The 22058-nt window shown below is 60.9% G+C and carries 23 protein-coding genes and 1 tRNA gene; 11 read left to right on the top strand and 13 right to left on the bottom strand.

The annotated features are described in order from the left end of the window. Positions 1–189 precede the first annotated feature (189 nt). From VHN57_RS15555 to VHN57_RS15530, 6 genes are all read right to left on the bottom strand, one after another. Positions 190–531, bottom strand: a complete 342-nt coding sequence (locus tag VHN57_RS15555; protein WP_423284433.1) for a hypothetical protein — start codon at positions 529–531, stop codon at positions 190–192. Further along, the gene (locus VHN57_RS15550; protein ID WP_423284430.1) at positions 528–872 is read right to left on the bottom strand and encodes a hypothetical protein; all 345 of its coding nucleotides are present in this window, start codon (positions 870–872) and stop codon (positions 528–530) included. The genes VHN57_RS15555 and VHN57_RS15550 overlap by 4 nt, the downstream gene beginning before the upstream one ends. Before the next feature lie 14 nt (positions 873–886). Beyond that, complete coding sequence (locus tag VHN57_RS15545; RefSeq protein ID WP_423284428.1) at positions 887–1234, bottom strand: hypothetical protein; 348 nt, start codon at positions 1232–1234, stop codon at positions 887–889. A 172-nt stretch (positions 1235–1406) separates the two neighbouring features. Beyond that, positions 1407–1799, bottom strand: coding sequence for a hypothetical protein (locus VHN57_RS15540; RefSeq protein WP_423284426.1), 393 nt, complete (start codon positions 1797–1799; stop codon positions 1407–1409). Between the two features lie 1074 nt (positions 1800–2873). Then, a complete protein-coding gene (locus tag VHN57_RS15535; RefSeq protein WP_423284424.1) occupies positions 2874–3533 on the bottom strand; it encodes a hypothetical protein in 660 nt (219 codons plus the stop codon). Between the two features lie 91 nt (positions 3534–3624). After that, on the bottom strand, positions 3625–4098 hold the full coding sequence (locus VHN57_RS15530) for a Ros/MucR family transcriptional regulator (RefSeq protein ID WP_423284422.1): 474 nt from the start codon (positions 4096–4098) through the stop codon (positions 3625–3627). 276 nt (positions 4099–4374) lie between these two features. Between VHN57_RS15530 and VHN57_RS15525 the strand changes: the two genes are divergently transcribed. Both VHN57_RS15525 and VHN57_RS15520 read left to right on the top strand, forming a co-directional pair. Next, positions 4375–5135 (top strand): IS5 family transposase gene (locus VHN57_RS15525; protein WP_086027969.1). Its coding sequence is split into 2 segments (ribosomal slippage): positions 4375–4711 and positions 4711–5135, totalling 762 coding nucleotides; the frame shifts between segments, so codons are not numbered across the junction. 212 nt (positions 5136–5347) lie between these two features. Continuing rightward, positions 5348–5995, top strand: a complete 648-nt coding sequence (locus VHN57_RS15520) for a recombinase family protein (RefSeq protein WP_423284420.1) — start codon at positions 5348–5350, stop codon at positions 5993–5995. Here VHN57_RS15520 and VHN57_RS15515 read toward each other — a convergent pair. The 4 genes from VHN57_RS15515 to VHN57_RS15500 form a co-directional block, all read right to left on the bottom strand. Next, positions 5974–6648: a GIY-YIG nuclease family protein gene (locus VHN57_RS15515; protein ID WP_423284418.1), complete on the bottom strand. Its 675-nt coding sequence runs from the start codon at positions 6646–6648 to the stop codon at positions 5974–5976. The two genes, VHN57_RS15520 and VHN57_RS15515, sit on opposite strands and share 22 nt — an antisense overlap. Positions 6649–6820: 172 nt before the next feature. Further along, complete coding sequence (locus VHN57_RS15510) at positions 6821–7753, bottom strand: hypothetical protein (RefSeq protein ID WP_423284416.1); 933 nt, start codon at positions 7751–7753, stop codon at positions 6821–6823. 2 nt (positions 7754–7755) lie between these two features. Then, positions 7756–8760 (bottom strand): DGQHR domain-containing protein, encoded by a 1005-nt coding sequence (locus VHN57_RS15505; RefSeq protein ID WP_423284414.1) that lies wholly within the window; start codon positions 8758–8760, stop codon positions 7756–7758. Positions 8761–9166: 406 nt separating this feature from the next. Next, positions 9167–9257: transfer RNA gene (locus VHN57_RS15500), tRNA-Ser, on the bottom strand. Between the two features lie 137 nt (positions 9258–9394). On the opposite strand from VHN57_RS15500, the gene VHN57_RS15495 reads away from it, so the two are divergent. Then, positions 9395–10297, top strand: coding sequence for a peptidylprolyl isomerase (locus VHN57_RS15495; protein ID WP_278987966.1), 903 nt, complete (start codon positions 9395–9397; stop codon positions 10295–10297). Here VHN57_RS15495 and VHN57_RS15490 read toward each other — a convergent pair. Continuing rightward, positions 10294–10761: an Lrp/AsnC family transcriptional regulator gene (locus tag VHN57_RS15490; RefSeq protein WP_069338080.1), complete on the bottom strand. Its 468-nt coding sequence runs from the start codon at positions 10759–10761 to the stop codon at positions 10294–10296. The genes VHN57_RS15495 and VHN57_RS15490 overlap by 4 nt on opposite strands. A gap of 175 nt (positions 10762–10936) precedes the next feature. Between VHN57_RS15490 and ald the strand changes: the two genes are divergently transcribed. From ald to VHN57_RS15460, 6 genes are all read left to right on the top strand, one after another. Beyond that, entirely contained in the window at positions 10937–12052 is a 1116-nt protein-coding gene (gene ald / locus VHN57_RS15485) for an alanine dehydrogenase (protein ID WP_017498976.1), read from the top strand. 360 nt (positions 12053–12412) lie between these two features. Then, on the top strand, positions 12413–13243 hold the full coding sequence (locus VHN57_RS15480; RefSeq protein ID WP_004208288.1) for a sulfite exporter TauE/SafE family protein: 831 nt from the start codon (positions 12413–12415) through the stop codon (positions 13241–13243). Between the two features lie 102 nt (positions 13244–13345). Next, complete coding sequence (locus VHN57_RS15475; protein ID WP_278987969.1) at positions 13346–14044, top strand: response regulator transcription factor; 699 nt, start codon at positions 13346–13348, stop codon at positions 14042–14044. Further along, positions 14037–15389: a sensor histidine kinase gene (locus VHN57_RS15470; protein ID WP_423284409.1), complete on the top strand. Its 1353-nt coding sequence runs from the start codon at positions 14037–14039 to the stop codon at positions 15387–15389. The genes VHN57_RS15475 and VHN57_RS15470 overlap by 8 nt, the downstream gene beginning before the upstream one ends. Next, entirely contained in the window at positions 15382–15945 is a 564-nt protein-coding gene (locus tag VHN57_RS15465; RefSeq protein ID WP_278985752.1) for a hypothetical protein, read from the top strand. Before VHN57_RS15470 ends, VHN57_RS15465 begins: the two co-directional genes overlap by 8 nt. Positions 15946–16120: 175 nt before the next feature. Then, positions 16121–16513, top strand: a complete 393-nt coding sequence (locus VHN57_RS15460; protein WP_004208283.1) for a hypothetical protein — start codon at positions 16121–16123, stop codon at positions 16511–16513. 63 nt (positions 16514–16576) lie between these two features. Here VHN57_RS15460 and VHN57_RS15455 read toward each other — a convergent pair whose 3' ends face one another. Further along, the gene (locus VHN57_RS15455) at positions 16577–18010 is read right to left on the bottom strand and encodes a M20/M25/M40 family metallo-hydrolase (protein WP_278985753.1); all 1434 of its coding nucleotides are present in this window, start codon (positions 18008–18010) and stop codon (positions 16577–16579) included. A 355-nt stretch (positions 18011–18365) separates the two neighbouring features. On the opposite strand from VHN57_RS15455, the gene VHN57_RS15450 reads away from it, so the two are divergent. Further along, positions 18366–20417, top strand: coding sequence for an FUSC family protein (locus VHN57_RS15450; RefSeq protein ID WP_278985754.1), 2052 nt, complete (start codon positions 18366–18368; stop codon positions 20415–20417). Here the strand turns inward: VHN57_RS15450 and VHN57_RS15445 are convergent. Further along, positions 20377–21606 (bottom strand): phospholipase D-like domain-containing protein, encoded by a 1230-nt coding sequence (locus tag VHN57_RS15445; RefSeq protein ID WP_423284405.1) that lies wholly within the window; start codon positions 21604–21606, stop codon positions 20377–20379. The two genes, VHN57_RS15450 and VHN57_RS15445, sit on opposite strands and share 41 nt — an antisense overlap. 87 nt (positions 21607–21693) lie before the next feature. On the opposite strand from VHN57_RS15445, the gene rpoZ reads away from it, so the two are divergent. Further along, positions 21694–22038: a DNA-directed RNA polymerase subunit omega gene (gene rpoZ / locus VHN57_RS15440; RefSeq protein ID WP_004208279.1), complete on the top strand. Its 345-nt coding sequence runs from the start codon at positions 21694–21696 to the stop codon at positions 22036–22038. Positions 22039–22058 lie beyond the last annotated feature (20 nt).

Raw genomic sequence — 22058 nt, 5'->3', positions numbered from 1 at the left:
CAGCTTTTCCGATCCAACAGTCCGACCAACCTACCGATTTGCTATACCCGCGCCGGGAAATCGGGCATCCGGTATAGCTAGTGTGTTAATGCAATATAACACTTTATGTGGAAAGATGATGATTTAACCCGGATATTAATGTCGGAGCTAAATTTACCTAAATATCTCTAAACATGGACATATCGGCAACTAGTTCGTGCCTTGATCGCCGACGCTGCACACCAATGTCGCCTCCAGCCGGAAAGTCATGAACGTGTAGAACTCATCCTTAAGCCCGCAACCTGTCACCTGCCGGGCAACCTCGCGCATCGATTCACGAACCTGCGGGCTGGTGTTGTTCTTCCCGAACTTTTCCATCCGATCGACCGATATCTGGTCGCCCTTCCATCGGACTTTGAAGGTATCACCTTGGTAGGAAAGCTTATGCTTTTTACCGTCAGCCGGGATGCTGATGGAAGGCGCTCCACTGGCGGGAGCAGACGCAAGGCCAGCCGTTGCCGTGATGATGGCCAGTATGGGGAAGCGGATCATGGCAGCAGCCCCGAACGGCGCAGCCGGTATTCGCGGTTCGCAGCCTCTAGGTCGCTGTTGAGTTGCTCCCTTAGTAGGAAAGCTTCGACTTCATAATCGCGGCTTCCTGCGGTAGGGACGGACGGTGTTCTGGGTATTTCTACCATCCCCGCAAACTTCTCATCTACCACACGGTTACAAACATCGCGTTCTGCCATCGCCTGTTGATAGGTTGGGGCTACTCCAGGGAATCTGCTTTTCATACAGTCGGCAAAAACCTCCTGCTTCTCAAAGAAGGTTACTTGGGCGCAGGCAGGGGTGGCTATACCTACGCCCATTATTATCCACATCAATGTTCGCATGATTGCTACTCCGGTCATAGCAAGGGTTGCGTTTCGGTGGCGCTGGAGCCGTCCGAATAGGTGGTGGTGAGTTCGACCGACTTGCCTTTGGCCTTGAAGGTCAGAATCTCGTCGTCAGGGTGGTTGCGCCAACGACCGGGGCCGGAACTGGGGCTGATATCGACCCCGCGCCACATGATACGGCTGCCCTGTAGCTGGCAGTCGTTCTTGAACGGCTTACCGTCATCCGGTCGCTTGTAGGAGATGCGAACGATCCCGCCCCCGAGTGGCACAGCCTTCATGATCTTCGGGGAATGACCGAATAGCTGGGCGATTCCAGCCTTACAGACTGAGATGGCTGCCTTTGCGTCGATGGGTGCCACAGGCTCTGTCTTGACCGGCTTAACGCCTATATCGGCATCGGCCCTCGTAAGGTCTGCTGCTGACGGTCTGGCTTCCTCCTGCTTCGGCTGGGGGGCTGGGCTGGAACAGGCGGCCAACCCTAGCGGAAGGATCGCGGCCCCTGCCGTAAGCATAATGGCTTTCATCCTGCCCTCACGAATGCAGATTAGGGAATCGCGCGCAAAGTTTCCTCATCACTTGTGAGTCTTCGCTATCTGGATCAGCATCGCCAATTTCGATCACATTGGCTAATGTGTCGGGCTTACCGTTCTTAATCTCAGTCGCGAAGCCTACAGCAAATTCCGCATCCCCGGCGTAACCGCCGTAGCTATTCTTCGAGTTCACGAAGCCGCAGTAAAATACACCTGCATCCCCGGCAGGAACATTGATTTTAGGGTGTCGAAAGCGAGCGGATTCCGGGTCTTTTAGCCTCTGCTTAACAGCGTTTTCTACTGCTAGCTGCTCTGCAAGCGTCATCGGTCTAGCCAGTGCATGACTGGAACAAGCCATCGTCAACGCAGCAGCTATCATCAAGCTCGAACGCATATGTTCATCCTGTGCCCCTCCGCACCACCCCGCCAGCCGGGACGGTTAGTCGCGCGTGAACACAGGGAACCGCGCCCTGCGTATTCCCCGAAGGTATTATATTCAGCAGGCCGCCCGACCTAATGGCCGAGTGCCTGTGTTCACCGCGCGAATGCGGGCTGACCCTCACGACTAAGATCGAGTCAGCAAGACGTCTTTACGAAGGGTTATGTGTTTAGTCCATCGCGTATCTGCGTCACTGACAGATCATCGCCGCCAGCCCTTTATGGCCCCAATGACCGCAGCAACCGCGTTCAAGACAGCGGCTAAGCCCATGAGGGTGGATGCATCGATATTGACCATTGTCAGCCTCCTTCGTTCCGACTTATGTTCTCCATATGTTCCTTTTGAGTCGGTGTAGGAAAGAGGCTTAGGCTATGGGTGTCAGAGTTGAGTCCGTTCCCGAAAGCGTTCGGCTTCGGATATCGGGCGACATAGAAACCGTGATCGCCGTTCCCTACGAGGATGACGATAGGTTCATGATCGGGCTATCAGACGGCACCTTGCTCATAGGCAGCTATGACGAAGACCTACGATGCCAGTTCGATGTCGCCCGCTATGGCGCTGGGCTGGTGAGGATCGAGAAGGGCGGAGCCGTTGTAGAATGGCGGGGCATCGAATGGGCGGCCGTATCAGCCTATGACCCAAATGTTGCAAAGCCAGCCGTTCCTCTACCTATGCCGCTGTTTCCAGATTTATAAATATATTATGGTGTAAAGCTGCATTATTAGATATGACTTTAAGTATTAGATAGCACTACTAAATCGAGTTATGCCAAATAATCGATTTCAAGCTCATTACAGGGGCAACGCCTATTTTGGCTACCTAACTAGATATTTTGCGATATCAACGCCCTATGGCGCCTTAAATCGCTCAAAATCACGTATTGCATGCGCCTCGCCACCCCATCTTTTTATTGGGTATCGCCGAAGGGCATTTTTATCCAACTTGAGTGGCTAGCGACCGGATCACTTCTGGTTTCATGACCCAAATGCAGCTATCCAATTAGTCAGACCGTAAAGCCACAGGTTCAGCCTAAACTGAGTATCTAGAGGACATGTCGAATATGCGCCCTGCCACCAGCTTGACGCTAGCAAGGCATCCTGGCTCGAGGTGATGGGATACAGAAGCAAGCAATTCGGTAGTTAAGCGGGCTGCGACCGGGAGCCCCTTCGCGATATACGCTGGCTCAATCGAGTGTCGCGATTGTTTGGGATGCTCGACAGCATGGCGAACCACAGTGAGCCGGTCGAGCAATTCGCGTTCGCCTTCATTCACCTCCAACGGCGTCTGCGTCCACGGTAATGGCTCCCTGATCGCGGTTTCAAGCAAGTCGCAAAATCCCATAACCCGGTCACTCAATGGGCGCTCTATTGATGCAAAACGACTATCCTCGAAAAACTGGAGATATTCGTCGCGTAGTTTAGCTGGATATGCGCCGATGCTAGCCGACCCGGAGAGAGCGGCGGTTAGAGCAGCCTGAAGGGACAAATGTGCGGCCTTAGCTGCAAGCGCCAACCGGTCAACGTCAACTACAGCCCTATCAATCTGATACAAACAGTCTTCTAAGCTAAGGCAAGCAACACGCTCCGGGGTGAGGCATATCCAAGGACTGTGATCGTCAGAGGCATTCAGGATTGCCGACCAGTCCGTTGAGGCTAAATCGTCGCCCTTCCCGTGAGTTTCATCGTTCATGTAACCATCCATAGATCGGTGACCGGCGCATGATCGCCATGTCGCTTAAGGAGCATGGCCGCTGCACCCCAAGCGACATGGCGCTGTTCCATTATTCAGCAGCGGCCTTAGCTGCCTTCTTGACCGGTGCCTTCGGCGTAGCAGTCTTCCGCCCCTTACCAGCCTTCCCCAACCCAATCTTAACCGCCAACTCCTTACGCTGCTGCGCATAGTTAGGCGCGGTCATGGGGTAATCAGCTGAAAGGCCCCACTTGGTGCGGTATTCGTCAGGCGTCATCTGGTATCTGGTCATTAGGTAACGCTTGAGCATCTTAAGCTTCTTACCGTCTTCGAGGCAGACGATATAATCCGGCTTCACCGACGAACGGATAGAAACGGCAGGCTCTTGCTTCTCTACAGGAGCTTCTACAGGCGTTGAAAGACCGGTCAGGGCGCTATGAACGTTAGCGATGAGGGTAGCGACATCGCTAACCCCGACACTGTTATTAGAAACATGGGCGGCAACGATATCTGCGGTCAGCGTCACCAGCATTTCATTGGCATTGTTGTTTTCTTCGGCGTCCATATGCGATCCTTTTATGGTTGGTATCGCACATATAGCGGAAGATGATCTCAAATCACCCTGTGAGGATCATTAAATTTCGGCATAAATCTGTGAATGGGATCGCATGGTTAGTAGGGCGAATTTCTAAGACTTCGACCTACCGTATATTCTTACCCGATCATCCTACCCGCTTCTCCACCCTCTGTATCGCCGCCCGACTTACCATATACTCTTTAGGGTCAGGACCCATTGATATGATTAGGTTTGTGTGATTCAGGCTCCGTGAGGAGACTGGATTTGAGCGACCTATATTGGCTGACGGACGAGCAGATGGCACGGCTTGAGCCGTATTTCCCGAAGAGCCACGGCAAGCCTCGGGTTGACGATCGCCGGGTGTTGAGCGGGATCATTTTTGTGAACCGCAATGGGCTGCGCTGGCGCGATGCACCGAAAGACTATGGGCCACACAAGACGCTGTACAATCGTTGGAAGCGGTGGGGCGATAAAGGCGTATTCCTGCGGATAATGGAAGGTCTGGCTGCGCCCCAGGCATCCGAACGCAAGACGGTGATGATCGACGCGACCTATCTCAAAGCGCACCGCACGGCATCGAGCCTTGCGGTAAAAAAGGGGATGCGGGCCGCCTGATTGGCCGCACGAAAGGCGGCATGAACACCAAGCTTCATGCCGTGACGGATACCAATGGTCGGCCGATCAGCTTCTTCATGACCGCAGGTCAGGTCAGCGATTATATTGGCGCGGCGGCCTTGCTGGACGAACTACCCAAAGCCCAATGGCTGCTCGCCGATCGTGGCTATGATGCCGACTGGTTCCGAGACGCCTTGCAGGAAAAGGGCATCACCCCCTGCATCCCGGGCCGGAAATCCCGGAACAAGGCCGTCAAATACGACAAACGTCGCTACAAGCGCCGCAACCGGATCGAGATCATGTTCGGCCGCCTGAAGGACTGGCGGCGGGTCGCGACGCGCTACGACCGGTGCCCCAACGCCTTCTTCTCGGCCATCGCCCTCGCTGCCACCGTCATCTTTTGGCTCTGATCAGTGAGTCCTGAGCCTAGCCAGTAAGACGCCACCTCCTAATCTGGACCAGCCGCTAGCGCCGAAGCAATCATATGCACCACCGCGTTGTTCGATATCGGTATAGCCATCGGGAACAATCCGGTGGAACAGAATAAGTGTCCCAATAGCATTGACTCCACAATTTCGGACACTAAGGTTTGGAAGGTCTAGAGTCTATTAGGACATATCGCATGTCGAACATCATCGGATACGCAAGAGTCAGCTCAGAAGATCAAAATTGCAGCATCCAAGAGGCGGCACTGCGCGAAGCAGGTTGCACTATCATCCGGTCGGAGAAGAAGAGCGGCACTACCGTAACAGGCAGGCAAGAGCTTGATACTATCCTTGCCTTCCTCCGCGCCGGGGACACGTTAATGGTGACTCGAATTGACCGGCTTGCACGGTCGGTTGCTGATCTAGAGAAGATCGTAGAGACGCTTAAGGCGAAGGGCGCTTTCCTTCGCGCCACGGAACAAGCGGTGGATACCTCGACCCCTGCGGGCATGGCCTTCCTACAGATGCTAGGCGTGTTCGCGCAGTTTGAGACTGCCATACGCCGGGAGCGGCAGATGGAGGGGATAGCAAAGGCTAAGGCCCAAGGGGTCTACAAAGGCCGTAAACCATCCGTTCCTATGAATGAGGTCCGCCGCCTTCATGCAGAAGGTGTCCGTCCGACCGACATTGCCAAGCAGCTTAAGATAGGGCGTGGCAGCGTCTATCGGGCTTTGAACGAGAATGTCCCTGCCGGTGTTACCGAAAAGGAAATCGACGCCATATTTGATGGAGGTGAGAGTAGCGATCAATCGGGCGAGGCCAGCTATTCCTCTCCACCTTCATGAGGGTAGGTCGCCTCGTATAGGTCGCCGATACTGGTGCCATTGAACAACCAGTGTCGGCCCGGCTGAACCGCATACGGTGCGCCGGACACAATCCTTTGTGCCATAGTCAGGGAAACCATTTCCCCCCGTAGAAGCACCTTCTTGGCCTCTACCACCTCAACGGTTTCTCCGCTCGCTACGTGGACCAGTGTCGAACCTAACGGCACACCCATCTCTTCAAAGTTTAGGGGAGGGCGGCGCTTCTTCTCGAAGGTTTTAGCCGCTGCCATGGTGCCCGGCTCCGCCGCCTCCACTTCTCGTTCGACTGCGCGTTCAGTTTGCGGGGTAAGGTCTTCGCCGGGGAAGGCGTTGATGATCGCGACGGCTCGATGTTCGGCGATAGAGAAGAATTCCCGCGAAGGATTCACACGGTCCGGGCCGAAGGCAATGTGGAGAGCTTTCTCGACCTTGTGGGCATCATGAACCGTTCGGGCGACCGCCACCTTAAAGGGCAACGGGACGCCTGTAGCACGGCTGAGTTCGGCGACCCTGCGCTCTACGCCTTCGCCTGATGTTCGGCCGATCTTGACCATGCCCGGCATGGCATCATTGGTAAGAACATAGATGATGCCCCCAGCAGGTTCGTGGCCAATGGAGTTCTGATGGTCTTGCATGTCGCCCCTTGCCGCCAAAGATCGCTGGCAAACTCCTATGTTTGGTATCGCAGCAGGGATCAAGGCGTAGGGCGCAGTTCGTCTCAGAAAGGAGGCTCGCCTCTGAGCCTGCATCGAAATGCAGAAAGGCTGATCTTCGATACGGCTTTTGGGCTGCATTCAGGCCGAACAATTACAATACAGAGTGCGGGTAAAGATTTCCGAACTTCCTCCATTTGGCACCGAAAGATGCCCGTCCGGGTGACCGAGCCGATAGAAACTCCCCAATCTCACAATTGAGGCAGGACAGAAACTGAGAGACGTTTAGAAAAGATTCGACCTCTGACGCGCCAATAGTAACATCAATAGACCTAGAAGGCTTGAAAACCAAGCTGCGCACATAATGATTCGACTTCTTTGATTTGACCACTGGGAACCAGACGCCAAAGGCGTGCTGATAGTTTATGTCGTTTCTACGCGCTGAAAGCCATCCTTGCAGAGCGGGCCGAAGTTCGGAAGCGCCAGCTACAAAATCAGAAGCTCCCGCAGCGCCAGTAGATACGGCATTAGAAGCTCTCTCATCCAGAAAGGTCAGAAAAGATCGCCAAAAACCGTCATGAACCCCAGTGCCACTATTATGAGTTTTTAGTTCTATTTCAATCTGGCCCGCCACGTTCTCTATAATCGAGTATTGATACATGCCTGCGGAGAAATTAGCAGGTGCGCCTGAGGCAGCGCTAACAACCTGATCTATCATTAAGGCCTGCTGTCGTTCGACCTTGACAATCCCTGCACCGGAAGCCCGCATGATAGCGTGTGCTGCGAAGAAAGCTGCGTAGTAAACTTTGATCATTGGCCAGCTTATTAAATTATGATGCTGGCTCTCTAATATGCTTATACTAAAGCTTTCTCGACTTGATAAAGAAAATCTCTCATAATCGAATGCGATGTATTTGATGAGTTTCGCAAGATTGATGCCGTGCAATGTGATAACGTTTGATACGCCTGATATCGAAGCGGTGTAAGGCTCGCTGATGAGCCATTGGCGGATTCCTCCCGCGACCGAAGCCTCTTGGCCTAATCGGGGTAAAAGGATCGATGTTAGGCTAGGCGCTAGATCAGCCATCTTTAGAGCGTCAATTTGCTCCGCATTCGTCCGTCAAGATAGTCCCGTAAAGTTGTCCAGCTTGTTCCCGGCTGCTCCAAGCGCTTCATCGGAATATTGGGAAAGATAGGCGACAAAATCATTAGAAAATTTTCGGCGGTATAAGTCGATCCAAACTTATCTAATACTCTCTGTGCTACGGCAGGAAAGATTCCCATAAAAGCCCTGAACACTACGGGCTTTGACAACAGTGGGTTGGGCGTCTTCTTCGTCAACTCTAAGTTTAGGGCAGATAAATATGCATTAAGAATAGCATAAATCTCGAATGACTCTCTGCCACTGAACATTTCAAGCAATGGCTTAATAGCATGATTGAAGGTTACTCTAGTGATCTTATTCCTTGCTGACTCGGAAGGTGACATGCTTCCTCCAAGAGCGCTACCAACGCTTTCGTTGAATAAGTCGAAAACATCTCTCAAAATCGATTCGGATTCACCTTCAATTGCGGCCAGCCGTTTGATATCGAGGAGAAGTTGAGGAGGGACTGGCCGCTGCTTGGTGTTAATATCAATAAACAGGCGCGTTTCATCGGTGCGAGACAGGCCATTATATATAACTACAGGGACGCGGAGAACCGTTTTAGCTTTAGAGAACCCGAAGACGCGATGCTGGCCGTCTAAAATAAGGAAAGCGCGAGGATTATCAGAAAACTCTAGAGTTTTACCTTTGCCTACAACCTTTAAATCGGCTTCCGGTTGGGCGGATAAAACTATAGAATTTGGGATGGTTCCGACCTCGCTATCGATATATCGAGCGATCTCTTCGGCACGCTTTTCATCCAACTCTCTCTGGAATCCCTGCTTCGGGTCTTCTTTTCGAGTTGATACCATACAGGTTCTGCTCAGCACTTCGCTGGGAACTGTAAGGGTGTAGAAGACGTGCTTGCCCTGACTTACCCGACTAACGCTGAAGCGTAAGCGTTCAGAATTGTCGAGTTCCGCCTTATCGGCGGTTGCTGCTTCCGTCATTTTTTACCCCTCGTCGCTTGCCCTCCTATTGGCACAAGCCGGGGGCGGCATTCAACCTGTTCAGGAGAGCGCCCAATGTGGTTGCATTTAATGGGAGGGTTACAAAGCGGCAGAGAGCTACCCTTTGCGATTCTGGAACCCCGCTATCTAAAACAACCGATAAGTGGCGGGGCGCATCACCCTAAGCTGTAAGCTTTCTTGGACGTTGGCTCCAGCACTTGCCGCCGTGGTCTTCCGATGTCGCTTTAGGATTGGCAGGCCTCCGATGAGGCTAGTTCTGATTCCTGACGAGCCTTGTCGTGCCAGCGGTTCCCAATCGTTCCCAACAAGTATGTGGGGTAATATGTGGGTTGAAAATCTATTAAATCTAAAAAATCGTTTAGAATCAATGACTTGTTAGATGAAATGGCGGAGCGGGAGGGATTCGAACCCTCGATACGCTTTTGACGTATACTCACTTTCCAGGCGAGCGCCTTCGACCACTCGGCCACCGCTCCGCAGGAACCCCATCGTCGCTGTAAGCGGCGTGAATCGGGTTCATATTCCATCGCACTGGAGGCGGCTCCCTATCGCGCGACAACGCACTAGGCAAGGGGTGCTTTACTTTCTTGCGCAGCAATTGTTTGATCGCGTCATGACCCTTCGCCGCCGTGCCGCGCTGCTCGCGCCCTTCATCGCCATCCTGCCCCTTGCCGCTGCCGATGCGGCCGATCCGCCGGCCACGCCCAGCGCAGTCGTGGCGCAGGCGCCGGCCAGTGCCTGGCGCACCGTCCCGGCGCAGGATCTGCTGGTGATGACGATCGAGGGCGGCAAGCGCGTGCTGATCCAGCTGGCGCTGCAATTCGGTCCGCGCCATGTCGCCAATATCCGCGCGCTCGCCACCGCCCATTGGTGGGACGGCACCAGCATCAACCGGGTGCAGGACAATTATGTCGTCCAATGGGGCGACGCGACCGAGAAGAAGCCGCTGCCTACCGGCCTCGCGCCGACCAGTCCGGCCGACTATGTCCAGCCGCTTGGGGGCATGAAGGCGAAGCTGACGCCGCTGCCCTATCCTGATCCCTATGCGCGCGCGACCGGCTTCATCGATGGCTGGCCGGTGGCGATCGACGGGGACGCCGCCTGGCTGCCGCACTGCTATGGCATGATCGGCGTCGGCCGCAACATGTCGCCCGATGCCGGCACGGGGGCGGAACTCTATACCGTGATCGGTCAGGCGCCGCGCCAGCTCGATCGCAACATCGCCGTGGTCGGTCGCATCGTCGAGGGGATGACCGCGCTCACCAGCCTGCCGCGTGGCAGTGGTGATCTGGGCTTCTATACCGATGCCGAGCGCAAGCTGCCGATCGTCTCGGTGCGGCTGTCAAGCGATCTGCCGCAGGCGGAGCAGCCGCATGTCGAGGTGATGGATACCGGCTCGGCCAGCTTCGCCGACTATCTGCGCCTGCGCGCCAACCGGAAGGATGATTTCTACGACCGGCCGGCGGGTGGCGTCGATCTGTGCAATGCGCCGGTGCCGGTGCGATTGGCGCCTTAAAGAGGAAGATCGCGCAGCCGATAGCCGCGCCAGTCGCGGATGCGGCGGATGGCGAAGCTGGTGCGGATCGCCGACACGCCGGGCAGGCGGGCAAGGCAGTCGCGATGGACCGCGTCGAAGCCCTTGAGGTCGGCGGCGGCGACCCGCAGCAGATAGTCGGCCTGGCCCGCCATCAGATGGCATTCCAATATTTCCGGGAAGCCCGCGACCGCGGTCTCGAACCGTTCCATCGCCTCGCGGCTCTGGCTGGTCAGCGAAATTTCGACAAAGGCCTGGAGCGTCAGGCCCAGCGCCGCCGGATCGAGCCGGGCGGCATAGCCCTCGATCATGCCGGCATCCTCCAGCGCGCGGATGCGGCGATGGCAGGCGGAGGAGGAGAGGCCGATCTGCTCGCCCAGCTCGTTCATCGACCGGCGGGAATCGCTTTGCAGCGCCTCCAGCAACGCGATGTCGAACCGATCCATGCAATGTCATCCCGATGAAATAAGATTTCTCGATATATCGTCCTGCATGCGGGCGATCGCAAGCGCAAATCAGGGAACAATCGCCACCCGCTTGGCGATATGATGGGGCCACAACCGGCGGGGCTGCGTTGTCCTTTCAGGATGGGCCATCCCGCTGCAAAATGGAGAGCGTCTCATGATCGTCGGCACCGTCAAGGAAATCAAGAATCACGAATATCGCGTCGGCCTGACCCCCGAGAGCGTCCATGAACTGACGGCCCATGGCCATGAGGTTCTGGTCGAGACCGGCGCGGGTGAGGGCATCGGCGCGCATGACGCGCTCTATGAACGGGCCGGCGCCACCATCATCGCCACCGCCGCCGAAGTGTTCGCGCGCGCCGAGATGATCGTCAAGGTGAAGGAGCCGCAGGCTGTCGAGCGCGCGATGTTGCGCCCCGGCCAGATCCTCTACACCTATCTCCACCTCGCGCCCGATCCGGAGCAGACCCGCGACCTGATCGCCTCAGGTGCGACCTGCATCGCCTATGAAACCGTGACCGACGCCAGCGGCGGCCTGCCGCTGCTGAAGCCCATGAGCCAGGTCGCTGGCCGCATGTCGATCCAGGCCGGTGCCACAGCCCTTGAAAAGGCGCATGGGGGCCGCGGCGTGCTGCTGGGCGGCGTGCCGGGCGTGCTGCCGGCCAAGGTCGTCGTGATCGGCGGCGGCGTCGTCGGCTTCAACGCGGCGCAGATGGCGGCCGGCCTTGGCGCCGACGTCACCATTCTCGACCGCAATCCCGAAGTGCTCGAAAAGCTCGGCATGTATTTCGAGGCGCGGGCCAAGACCCGTTTCTCGAACCGCGCGAACCTGGCCGAATGCGTGGCCGAGGCGGATCTGGTGATCGGTGCGGTGCTGATTCCGGGCGCCGCCGCGCCCAAGCTGGTCAGCGCCGACATGCTCAAGACCATGAAGAAGGGCGCGGTGCTGGTCGACGTCGCGATCGACCAGGGCGGCTGCTTCGAAACCAGCCATGCCACCACCCATGCCGACCCGACCTACATCATCGACGGCATCGTCCATTATTGCGTCGCCAACATGCCCGGCGCGGTCGCCCGCACCAGCACCTATGCGCTCAATAACGTGACCCTGCCGCATGCGCTGCGCATCGCCGAACTGGGCTGGAAGGACGCGCTGCGCCGCGATCCTCACCTGCTCGCGGGCCTCAATGTCTGGGACGGCAAGGTCACCTACAAGGCCGTCGCTGACGATCTGGGCCTGCCCTACACCCCGGCGGAAGACGCGATCGCCTGATCGCGCCGCCCCCTGTTTCCCGGCGTCCCCGACAGGCGCCGGGCAAAAGGACGCCAGCCCTCCCTTGCGGGGCTGGCGTCCTTTTATTTTGCCCCGTTTTTCGTCTGGCGCGACGTCGCGTCGCCGGGCTTTGTTTCCCGATTGTCAAATAAACGCCATGGATTCTCTTGCGGGTTCCAAGATCTCGTTCGTCTAGTCGGGCAGGGGGACATGACCACATGCCCCCCATGCATCCTGGTTCCGCCGAAGAGAGGCATGGTTTAACATCATGGTCGATTTCCCCACATTCGCCGCCTTGATCCAAAAAGGCGATCGCTCCATCATGCGCGCCGGTCGCGCACTGCAGAAAGGGGCGTGCTGATGTCCGGTGATATCATGACCTGGCTCGTGCCGCTGGTTGCCATGCTGGCCGCCGGCCTGCTCGCCGGCTTTGCCGCCGGCATCTTCGGCATCGGCGGCGGCTTCGTCGTCGTGCCGGCGCTGCTGGTCGTGCTGCCGCTGCTGGGCGGGACGAAGGACGGCATCGCCCATGTCGCGATCGGCACGTCGGCTGCGACGATCATCCTGACCTCCATCCGATCGCTGCTGGCGCATTCCAAGCGCGGGGCGGTGGAGTTTGACGTCCTCAAGACATGGGCGCCCTGGATCATATTGGGCTGCGGCGCAGGCGTCGTGCTGGCGGGCCATGTCGATGGCCGCACGCTCAAGATGATCTTTGGCGCAGGCGTCATCCTGATGTCGCTCAACTTCCTGATCCCGGTGCTGAACGGCAAGGTGATCAGCGACCAGATGCCGTCGGGGCTGGCGCGCATCGGCATTGCAGGCGGGTTGGGCACCTTTTCCTCGCTGCTGGGCATCGGCGGCGGCACCATTGCCATCATGACGATGACGCTGTGCGGCCGCACCATCCACCGCGCCATCGCCACCGCATCGGGCATCGGCACGCTGATCGCCATCCCGACCACCATCGGCTTTGCCATCATCGGCTTCCGCGAAGGCGGCCTCCCCTGGGGTTCGCTGGGCTATATCAACATCCCCGCGACGATAGCGATCGCATCGATGTCGATGCTGACCGCGCCGCTGGGCGTGGCCGCCGCCCACAGCCTGCCCGCCGGGCCGCTGAAGAAGATTTTCGGCGTCTATCTGCTGATCATCGGTGCGCTGATGCTGCGCGCGGGGCTCAAGATCTGATAATGATCTGATAATCTGGCTGTATTTCTTAACGGCCGCCAGTGACCGCCTTAACAGGCTTTGTCACTGGCGGCCGTTCGCGCTATCTGACAGGCGGTGAAGATGGCGCAAACCGACCCGATTTCCGTGCTGCTGGTGGAAGATGACCCGGCGGCCCGCGCCAATATCGCCGAAATCCTCGTCCGCGCCGGCATGGTCGTCGACCTGGCCGAGGATGGCGCCGAAGGGCTCAAGCGCGCCGCATCGGGCCGCTATCATGTCATCATCCTCGATCGCACCCTGCCGCATCTTTCGGGCATCGACGTGGTGACGCGCATGCGCGTCGCCGGGATCGAGGCGCCGGTGCTGATGCTGTCCGCGCTCGGCCGCAGCGAGCATCGGGTCGAGGGGCTGGAAAGCGGCGTCGATGACTATATGGCCAAGCCCTTCGAGCCGGACGAACTGGTCGCCCGCGTGCGCGCTTTGTGGCGCCGGGCGGGGCGGTTGCAGCATGATTCGGTGCTGCTGTTCGGCGATCTGGAATGCCATGTGAAGGCGCGCACCGCCCATCGCGCGGGCCGCCATGTGCCGCTGTCGCCCAAGGAATTTGCGCTGTTCCGCTACCTCATGGAACATGCCGGCGAAGTGGTCACGCGCGAAATGCTGCTGCGCCATGTGTGGAAACTCAGCTTCGATCCCCAGACCAATGTCGTCGACGTCAATGTCGGCCGCCTGCGCCGCAAGCTGGAGGAAGGGTTCGACAGCGCCGTGCTGGAGACGGTCTGGGGCACCGGCTATCGGTTGATCGCTGCCCATGGCTAGGTTCGGCCTGCTGCGCTCGGTCTTCGGCCGGGTCACGCTGTCGGCCCTGCTGGTCAGCCTGGCATCCACGCTGGTGCTGTTCATGGTGGTCGAAAAGATCGTCGAGACCGACGGGCGCTTGATGCTGGGGCGAGAGGTCGATACCGATCTGGCGGGCCTGGCCGACATCTATGTCAGCAGTGGCGAGGCGGAACTGAGGGCGCGCATCGCCGATCGCCTGGCGATGGAGCGCGGCGATAGCGAAAAGGCCTATTATCTGCTCGCCGATGCGGCCGGGCGCCGGGTGGCGGGCAATATCGATCACTGGCCCGCCCTGGCGTCCGAAGTATCCGAAGCCCGGCTGATCCGCCTGCCCGGCGGGGACCGCATGTTCGCGCGGGCGACGCTGCTTGGCCCCGACACCCGGCTGATCGTCGGGCGCAGCAATATTCGGGCGCGGGCGCTGCAGACCCGGCTCGCCATCGCCTTTGGCATTGCCGGGGCCATCGTTGCCCTGCTCAGCCTTGCCGCCGGCCATTTCGCCGCGCGCCGCCTGCGCCGCCGGGTCGAACGGATCAACCATGTCTTCGACGCGGTGCGCGCCGGCGACATCGGTGCACGCGCCCGCGCCACCGGCGCGAGCGACGAACTGGCCGAACTGGCCGCCAACACCAATGCGATGCTGGATCAGGTGCAGCGGCTGATGGAGGCCCAGCGCTCCGTGTCGGATCAGACCGCGCACGAGATCCGCACCCCACTGATGCATCTCGACACGCGTATCCTGAAAGCGATGGAGCGGACCGGGGATGAGGGGCTGTTGCGCACCCTGGGTCGGTCGCGCGACGAGATACGCAGTGTCGTCCGGCTGCTCGATTCCCTGCTCGACATTGCCGGCACCCAGGCATTGCGCGGCGATCGCCGGGGCCTTGCCGATGTCGATCTCAGCGAGATCGCCGACAATCTGGCGGACCTTTATGGCGCCAGTGCGGAGGATCTGGGCATCGCCTTCAATGCGATGGTGGCGCCGGGCATATCCTTCCGCGCCGATCCGATGCAGATCACCCGGCTGCTGTCCAACCTGCTCGACAATGCGTTTAAATATGTGCCGCGCGGCGGCAGCGTGCTGCTCAGCCTGGCGCCGGGGCCGCTGATCATCGTGCAGGATAATGGCCGGGGCATACCGGCCGATGCGCGCGAACTGGTCTTCGACCGCTATGTCCGGCTCGATCCGTCGCCCGGCAGCGGCCATGGTCTGGGTCTGGCGCTGGCCCGTGCGATTGCCGAACGCCATGGCCTGACCATCCATGTCGAGGATGCCGCGCCCGGCGCCCGCTTCGTCGTGCAGCCGGAGATGGCGGATGATTAGGCTCTTCCTGCCCCTGCTGATGCTGGGCGTCGGCCCGGTCGCGGTGGTCGAGGAGCCGATGCCGACCGATGCGCTGATGCGCACCCTGGCGGAGGGTGATCTGGCGCAGGCGCGCGGCGATCAAGCCGCACTCGCGGCGGCGGCCGACACTCTCAAGCTGCTCGGCGCGCGCCCGGCCGAGGGGCAGGATGACCTGTCCACCCTCTGGTCGCAGCAGGCGCAGGCTGGCGGCGCCGTCCATGCCGGGCCGGTCTATCGCGGTCGCGCGCTTGGCCCCGCCTATCGCCGCGGGTCTCTGGCGGCCGGCGGGCGGGTGACGCTGCGCCAGCTGTTCCTTGCCGGCCAGCGCGCGCAGATTTCGGTGGCGCGCGCCACCGGCATGGCCGCCTCCCTGTCGATCCGGGTGCGCAATGCCGATGGCGGCACGCTGTGCGCCAAGCCGGTCGCCGCGCCGCAGGCCGATTGCGCCTGGCTGCCGCTGTTCACCGAACGCTATGCGATCGAGATAGAAAATGGCGGCAGCGCGCCGGCAACCTTCTATCTGGTGATCCGCTGATCTGATCCCAATCACCTGAAAACAGGGCGGAAAAGCCCGATATTAGGCCCTTTTGGGCGCTGCGGCCCACCGCCGCCGCGCCTCGCTTCGTCCATTCTGCACATCCGTTCAGGCGCAAAATGCCGGTCCCGGTGCGTTATTGCCGCAGGTTCGATGAGGAAAGAGGAGAAACGTCATGAACCGTTCGATGCTTCTGACCGCCATCGCCATGGTCGGCATGACCCCGATCGCCGCCATGGCCCAGCCCCAGGCGCGTGGCCCGGCTCCGGGGGAAGGCCCGGTGAGCTATGAGGAACAGCTGGCGTCGGTCGAGGACCAGCTTGTCTATGAAGCGCCGATCGCCGGCGTGGAGAACAACTATTGGTTCAATTACCAGACCGACCTGGCCGAGGCGCGCAAGGAACTGACCAAGGATCTGCGCCATTCCAGCGATGCGGAGGATAATCGCGACGCCTGGGAGGAATATCGCACCGAACTGGCCGATGCCCGTGGCGACTATGCCAAGGAAATGGCCGAGAAGGGCTATCCGGTCGGCGAAGTCCGGGTGCTGGGCAGCAGCGGCCGCTGATCCGTGCGGCGCTGACCCAAATAAAAAGGGCTGGTCCGGTCATCCGGGCCAGCCCTTTGCGCATTACTGGGTATAGGCCTTGGTCAGGCGATAGAGGAAGGCGCGGCCGTCGAGCAGCGACTTGACCCGGATGCGCTCATTGAGGCCATGGACCCCCTGGCCATCGGGATCGGCGAACATCCCCGACACGCCATAGGTAGGGATGCCCGCCGCATTGGTAAAGCGCCCGTCGGTCGCCCCGGTGGCAAGCCGCGGGATCACCGGCACGCCCGGCCACATCTCCTTGGTCAGCGCCTCGATCGGCTCCATGATCTGCGGCGTCAGCTGCGGCGCCGACGATTTGGGCTGCGGCGGATCGGCCAGCGTCACCTTGACCTTCTCGTCGCCGCCCACCTGCGCCAGCTTCGCGCGCACCGCCTCGACATCCTCGCCCGGAATGATGCGGCAATTGACGTTCGCGGTCACCGACTGGGGCTGGGCATTGGGGGCATGGCCGCCATTGATCAGCGTCGGGATGCAGGTGGTGCGCAGGGTGGCGTTCCAGCTCGGATTGGCGGCCGAGATCGCGGCATAGTCCGCCTCGGTCGCCTTGCCCGCGCCGACCGCGGCCATCGGCTGCGACAGCTTGGGATAGAGCGGCGCCGATGCACCGAAATAGGCCTTGGCCGCCGGGGTCAGGTTCACCGGGAAATCATAGGCGTTCACATTGGCCAGCGCCTGCGCCATCCAGCCGATCGCGTTGAAATGCGGTTCCTGGCGCGAACTGTGGCCGCCCGGCGCGGTCGCGGTGAAGGTGAAGTCCTGATAGACCTTCTCGCCCGCCTGCACGCCATGGCTGACCGGCTTGCCATTTTCGTCCAGCGACCCGCCGCCGCCTTCGTTGAGCGCCCATCCGGCCGCCATCGCGTCGGGCTTGTTCTTCAGCAGATATTCGACGCCGTTGAGCGCCTTCTCCGTCTCTTCGCCACAGGTCAGCGCCATCTTGATCGTGCGCTTGGGCTTATAGCCTTCCTGCTTGAAGCGGATCATGGCGTCGGCGAAGCTCGCCGCCATCGCCTTGTCGTCCGACGTGCCCCGGCCATAGAAATAGCCGCCTTCCTCGATCAGGGTGAAGGGATCGCGGGTCCAGTCGGCGCGCTTGGCCGCGACCACGTCGATATGGGCGAGCAGCAGCAGCGCGGGCAGCTTGGCATCGGAACCGCGCAGCACGGCGGTCAGATTGCCTTCCTTGGGATGGGCCGGATCGACCACGACATTGAGGTCGCCATCAGCATAGCCCGCCGCCTTCAGCCGCGTCGCAATCTGTTCGGCGGCGAGCGTGCAGCTGCCATTGGGCCAGCTCGAATCGGTCTCCACCAGTTCCTTGTAGAGGGTGCGGAAGGCGGCCTCGCCGGCGCGGGCCTGCGTATCGGCCGCGGTGGCGGCGTGCAGCGGGCTGAGGCTGGCGGCCAGCAGCGCGGCGGCGGGCAAGGCGGCAACTAAGCGACGGGATGGCATGGGGCGATGTCCTTGTTCTGATTGTGCGACGCTTGGAAATGCGTCTCCCTGGCCCGGCTGGGCGGCGCGACTGTGCAGAAAGCCGGGGGCGGCGGCAAGGGGATGATTGATGTCTGCTGGCCCTGTTTGGTTGTGCATATCATGCACAATGGCTGTGCCTTGGGCTCATATTGTTTCGCCACATGGACAGGCGCATAGAGGGTTTGCCTGAAGCTCCAGCAATGCGCGCCCGATCCGGCGTGGCGAGCCGACGCGTCCGGCTTTCATTCTCCCGACCGGCGTCGCCGCCCTGCCTGGCCCCGCCCGATGATGCTGGATGTGCCGCGTGACGCCTGCCTTGCCTCAAGCGCGCTGGATGGCCGATCGCTACGGCGGCCATGACGCGCTGTTCACGCTCAAGGCCTTTCTCGCGGCGATGCTGGCCTATTATGTCGCGCTGCGGATCGGGCTGGACCGGCCCTATTGGGCGATCATCACCGCCTATATCGTTGCCCAGCCGCTCGCCGGCGCGGTGTCGTCCAAGGCGATGTTCCGCCTGCTCGGCACCGTCATCGGCGCGGGCGTGGCGATCCTGCTGGTGCCGTTGCTCGGCAATGCCCCCGAACTTCTCTCGCTCGCGCTGGCGCTGTGGCTTGGGCTTTGCACCTTCGTCGCGCTGCTCGACCGGACGCCGCGCGCCTATACCTTCCTGCTGGCGGGCTATACCGCCGGCATCGTGGCCTTCCCGGCGGTCGAGGCGCAGGCGACGATCTTCACCGCCGCCAGCCTGCGCGCGCAGGAAATCGGCATCGGCATCGCCTCGGCCACGCTGGTCCACAGCCTCGTCTTCCCGCGCACCGTGTCGGCTCGCCTTCAGGCGCGGATCGATGCGATCATGATCGACGCCGAACGCTGGTCGCGCGATTCCCTGCGGGTCGGCCATGGCGATGCAGTCGTGACCCGCGACCGCCGGCAATTGGCGACCGACATCCACGAACTGCACCAGCTTGCCACCCATTTGCCGTTCGAAAGCAGCGCGCTGCGGCTGAAGGCCGGGGTGCTGCGCGCGCTGGAGACGCAGCTTTGCCTGCTGCTGCCGCTGGCCAGCGCGGTCGAGGATCGCTGTCGCCAGTTGCAGCGCGCCAATGCTTTGCCGCCGGCCGTCCATGTCCTGCTGGACGATGTCGTCGCCTGGCTGGGCGCGCCGGACGGGAAGGGGGGCTCGCCTGAAGCGCTGCGCGCCCGCGCCCGTGCCTGCGAGCCCGATTGCCGCTTGCCCTTCGCCTGGCATGCGGCGCTGCAACTGAGCATGCTCGACCGGCTGGCCGAACTGGTCGCCGTCCATGCCATCTGCCGCGAGTTGCAGGCGGCGATGGGCGCCGACCGCATCCCCCTGTCACCGCCCGCGCGGGAAGCGATCCGCAACGCCCGCCGCCGCGTCCTGCACCGCGATTATGGCTTGGCGCTGCGCGGTGCGCTGGCGACCAGCCTCACCGTGCTGATCGGCTGCCTGCTCTGGATATTGTCGGCCTGGCCGGCCGGGGCAGGGGCGGTCGTCATCGCCAGCATCATCTGCGCCCTGTTCAGCAATATGGACGATCCCGCGCCCGCCGCCTGGAAAGTGTGGCAGGGCACCTGCTGCGCGGTGCTGGTGGCCGCGCCCTATGTCTTTGCCATCCTGCCGCGCGTGTCCGACTTCCCGGTGCTGGTCGCGGTGCTGGCGCCAGCCTTCCTGCTGGTCGGCGCGATGATGGTGCGGCGGCGGCTGGCGGCGATGGCGATTGGCATGATCCTTTCGCTGCCCGGCCTGATGGGCCTCGATGGCTATTATACCGGGCAGTTCGACAGTTTCGCCAATGCCGCCATCGCCCAGATGCTGGGCGCCTTGCTCGCGGTCTGGGCGCTCAAGATGGTCCGCACCGTGGGCGCCGAGCAATCCGCGCTGCGCCTGCTCCGGGCGGGCTGGCGCGATCTTGCCCTGCGCACCGATCCGCGCCAGCAGCCCGATACAGTCAAATGGATCAACACCATGCTCGACCGCATCGGCCTGCTGACCCCGCGCCTTGCCGAACTGGGCAGCGACACCACCGCGCCCTTGCTCGATATCCTGCGCGACACGCGCGTCGGCATGTCGCTCGACGATCTCCACCGCTTCCGGGTGCGCGCCCATGCCCGCGACGACCGGCTGCTCGACGTCGTGCTGGGGCGCGTGCGCCAGCATTTCGATCGGCTTGGCGCCAGGGGCCAGGGCGATCCCGATCCTGCGCTGGTGCGGGCCATCGACACCGCGCTCGCTACCATCGGCCGGAACGGCGCGGTCGATGATCGGCGGCTGGCGCTGCTGGCGCTCACCAGCCTGCGCCGCAACATCGCGCCCGATATTCCGCTCAGTCCGCGTCGGGATCGCGAAAATTCAGCCGCCGCGTGACGGTATAGTCCAGCACGCCGACCAGCAGATAGCTGATCCACTGCTTGATCAGCGTCAGGCCGGTGCGGCTGGCGCGATAGGTTTCCAGCGAAATCTGCCGGCTCTCGCCCGTCCGCTGGGTGATGAAGCCACGCATCGCTTCGGCAAAGCCGGCATCCTCCACCCGCAGCATCAACTCCAGGTTGAGGAACAGGCTGCGCATGTCGAAATTGGCCGATCCGATATAGACCGCATCGTCGATCACGATCAGCTTCATGTGCAGCTTGCAGGGCTGATATTCATATATCTCGACCCCGCGGCGCAGCAGCGGACCATAGAGCAGCCGTGCCGCCGCGATCGTCGCGCCATTGTCCGACAGGGCCGGCAGGATCAGGCGCGCGCCCTTGCGCCGGGCGGCGCGAGCGATCCGCTTCATCATGCCGCGGCCGGGCGAGAAATAGGCCTCGACCATGTCCAGCCGCTGCGCCCGGTCCATGTCATGCTTCACCACCTGCGCCCAGGGGCTCAGCCGCCGGGTCGGCCCGCCGATCAGCCAGCGGAACGGATCGGCCGGATCATGATGCAGCGATGGGTGCCAGTGCCGCACCATCGCCCGCAACGTGCGGAACCTTTGCCCCTTGCTCGTGACCCAGCGCCATAGCTGGCCATACCAGCGCGCCATCGCCTCGGCCTGCGGCCCTTCCAGCAGCAGCCCCAGGTCGCGCCAGCAATCGTCGGCGGGAATGCCGAAATAGCCATCCTCGACATTGAAGCCCCCGATCATCAGCCTTTTGTCGTCGGCCAGGGCGATCTTCTGATGGTTGCGGATCAGATAGCGGGTCGACCGGCGCGTCCCGAACCGGCCGAAATGGGCGCCCGCCGCGATCAGCGGGGCGAACAGGCTGTCGGGCGTATCGGACGATCCGAAACCGTCGATCATCAGCGTCACGGCCACGCCGCGCGCCCGCGCCGCCACCAGCCGCTCGCAGATCAGCCGGCCGCTGCCATCGTCGGCGAAGATATAATAATAGAGTTTCAGGCTCGTGCGCGCGCCGTCGATCAGTCTGACCAGCGCATCGCGCAGCGCCGCGCCTTCTTCGATGACGGTCAGTCGGTTGCCGCTCAGCGTGACGCTGATCGGGCTGGTCGGGGCTTGCTGTTGTCGCGACGCCATGGCCCCTTCATGCGCCGCTTTGCCGCGGCGCGCCATGGCTTTATGGGCTTTTCATTGACTCGACAGGCCGCCACTGCTAGGCGCCAAGTTCAAGATTCCCTATTGATTTTTCAGGAGGCCCGATTGGCCCGCGTCACCGTCGAAGATTGCGTCGACAAGGTTACCAACCGTTTCGATCTCGTCCTGCTCGCCGCCCAGCGCGCGCGTGAAATTTCCGGTGGCGCCGAGCTGACGCTTGAGCGTGACCGCGACAAGAATCCGGTCGTCGCCCTGCGCGAGATCGCCGAGGAAACCATTCTGCCCGCCGACCTGCATGATTCGGTCGTTGCGTCGCTGCAGAAGGTCCAGATTGACGACGACGATACGCCCGATGAAATCGGTTCGATCGCCCAGTCGGCGGAGGCCCTGCGCCTGACCGCAGCGGCTCCGCCGCGCAACCAGAATATCGGCGGCGATTACGACGGCTGATTTTTCCACTTTCCGGTTTG

The sequence above is a fragment of the Sphingobium salicis subsp. salicis genome, from assembly GCF_049472635.1.
In the GTDB taxonomy this organism is placed as follows: domain Bacteria; phylum Pseudomonadota; class Alphaproteobacteria; order Sphingomonadales; family Sphingomonadaceae; genus Sphingobium; species Sphingobium yanoikuyae_A.
Note: the sequence above shows the minus strand (reverse complement) of the source record. Positions and strands in the feature narration are given on the sequence as shown.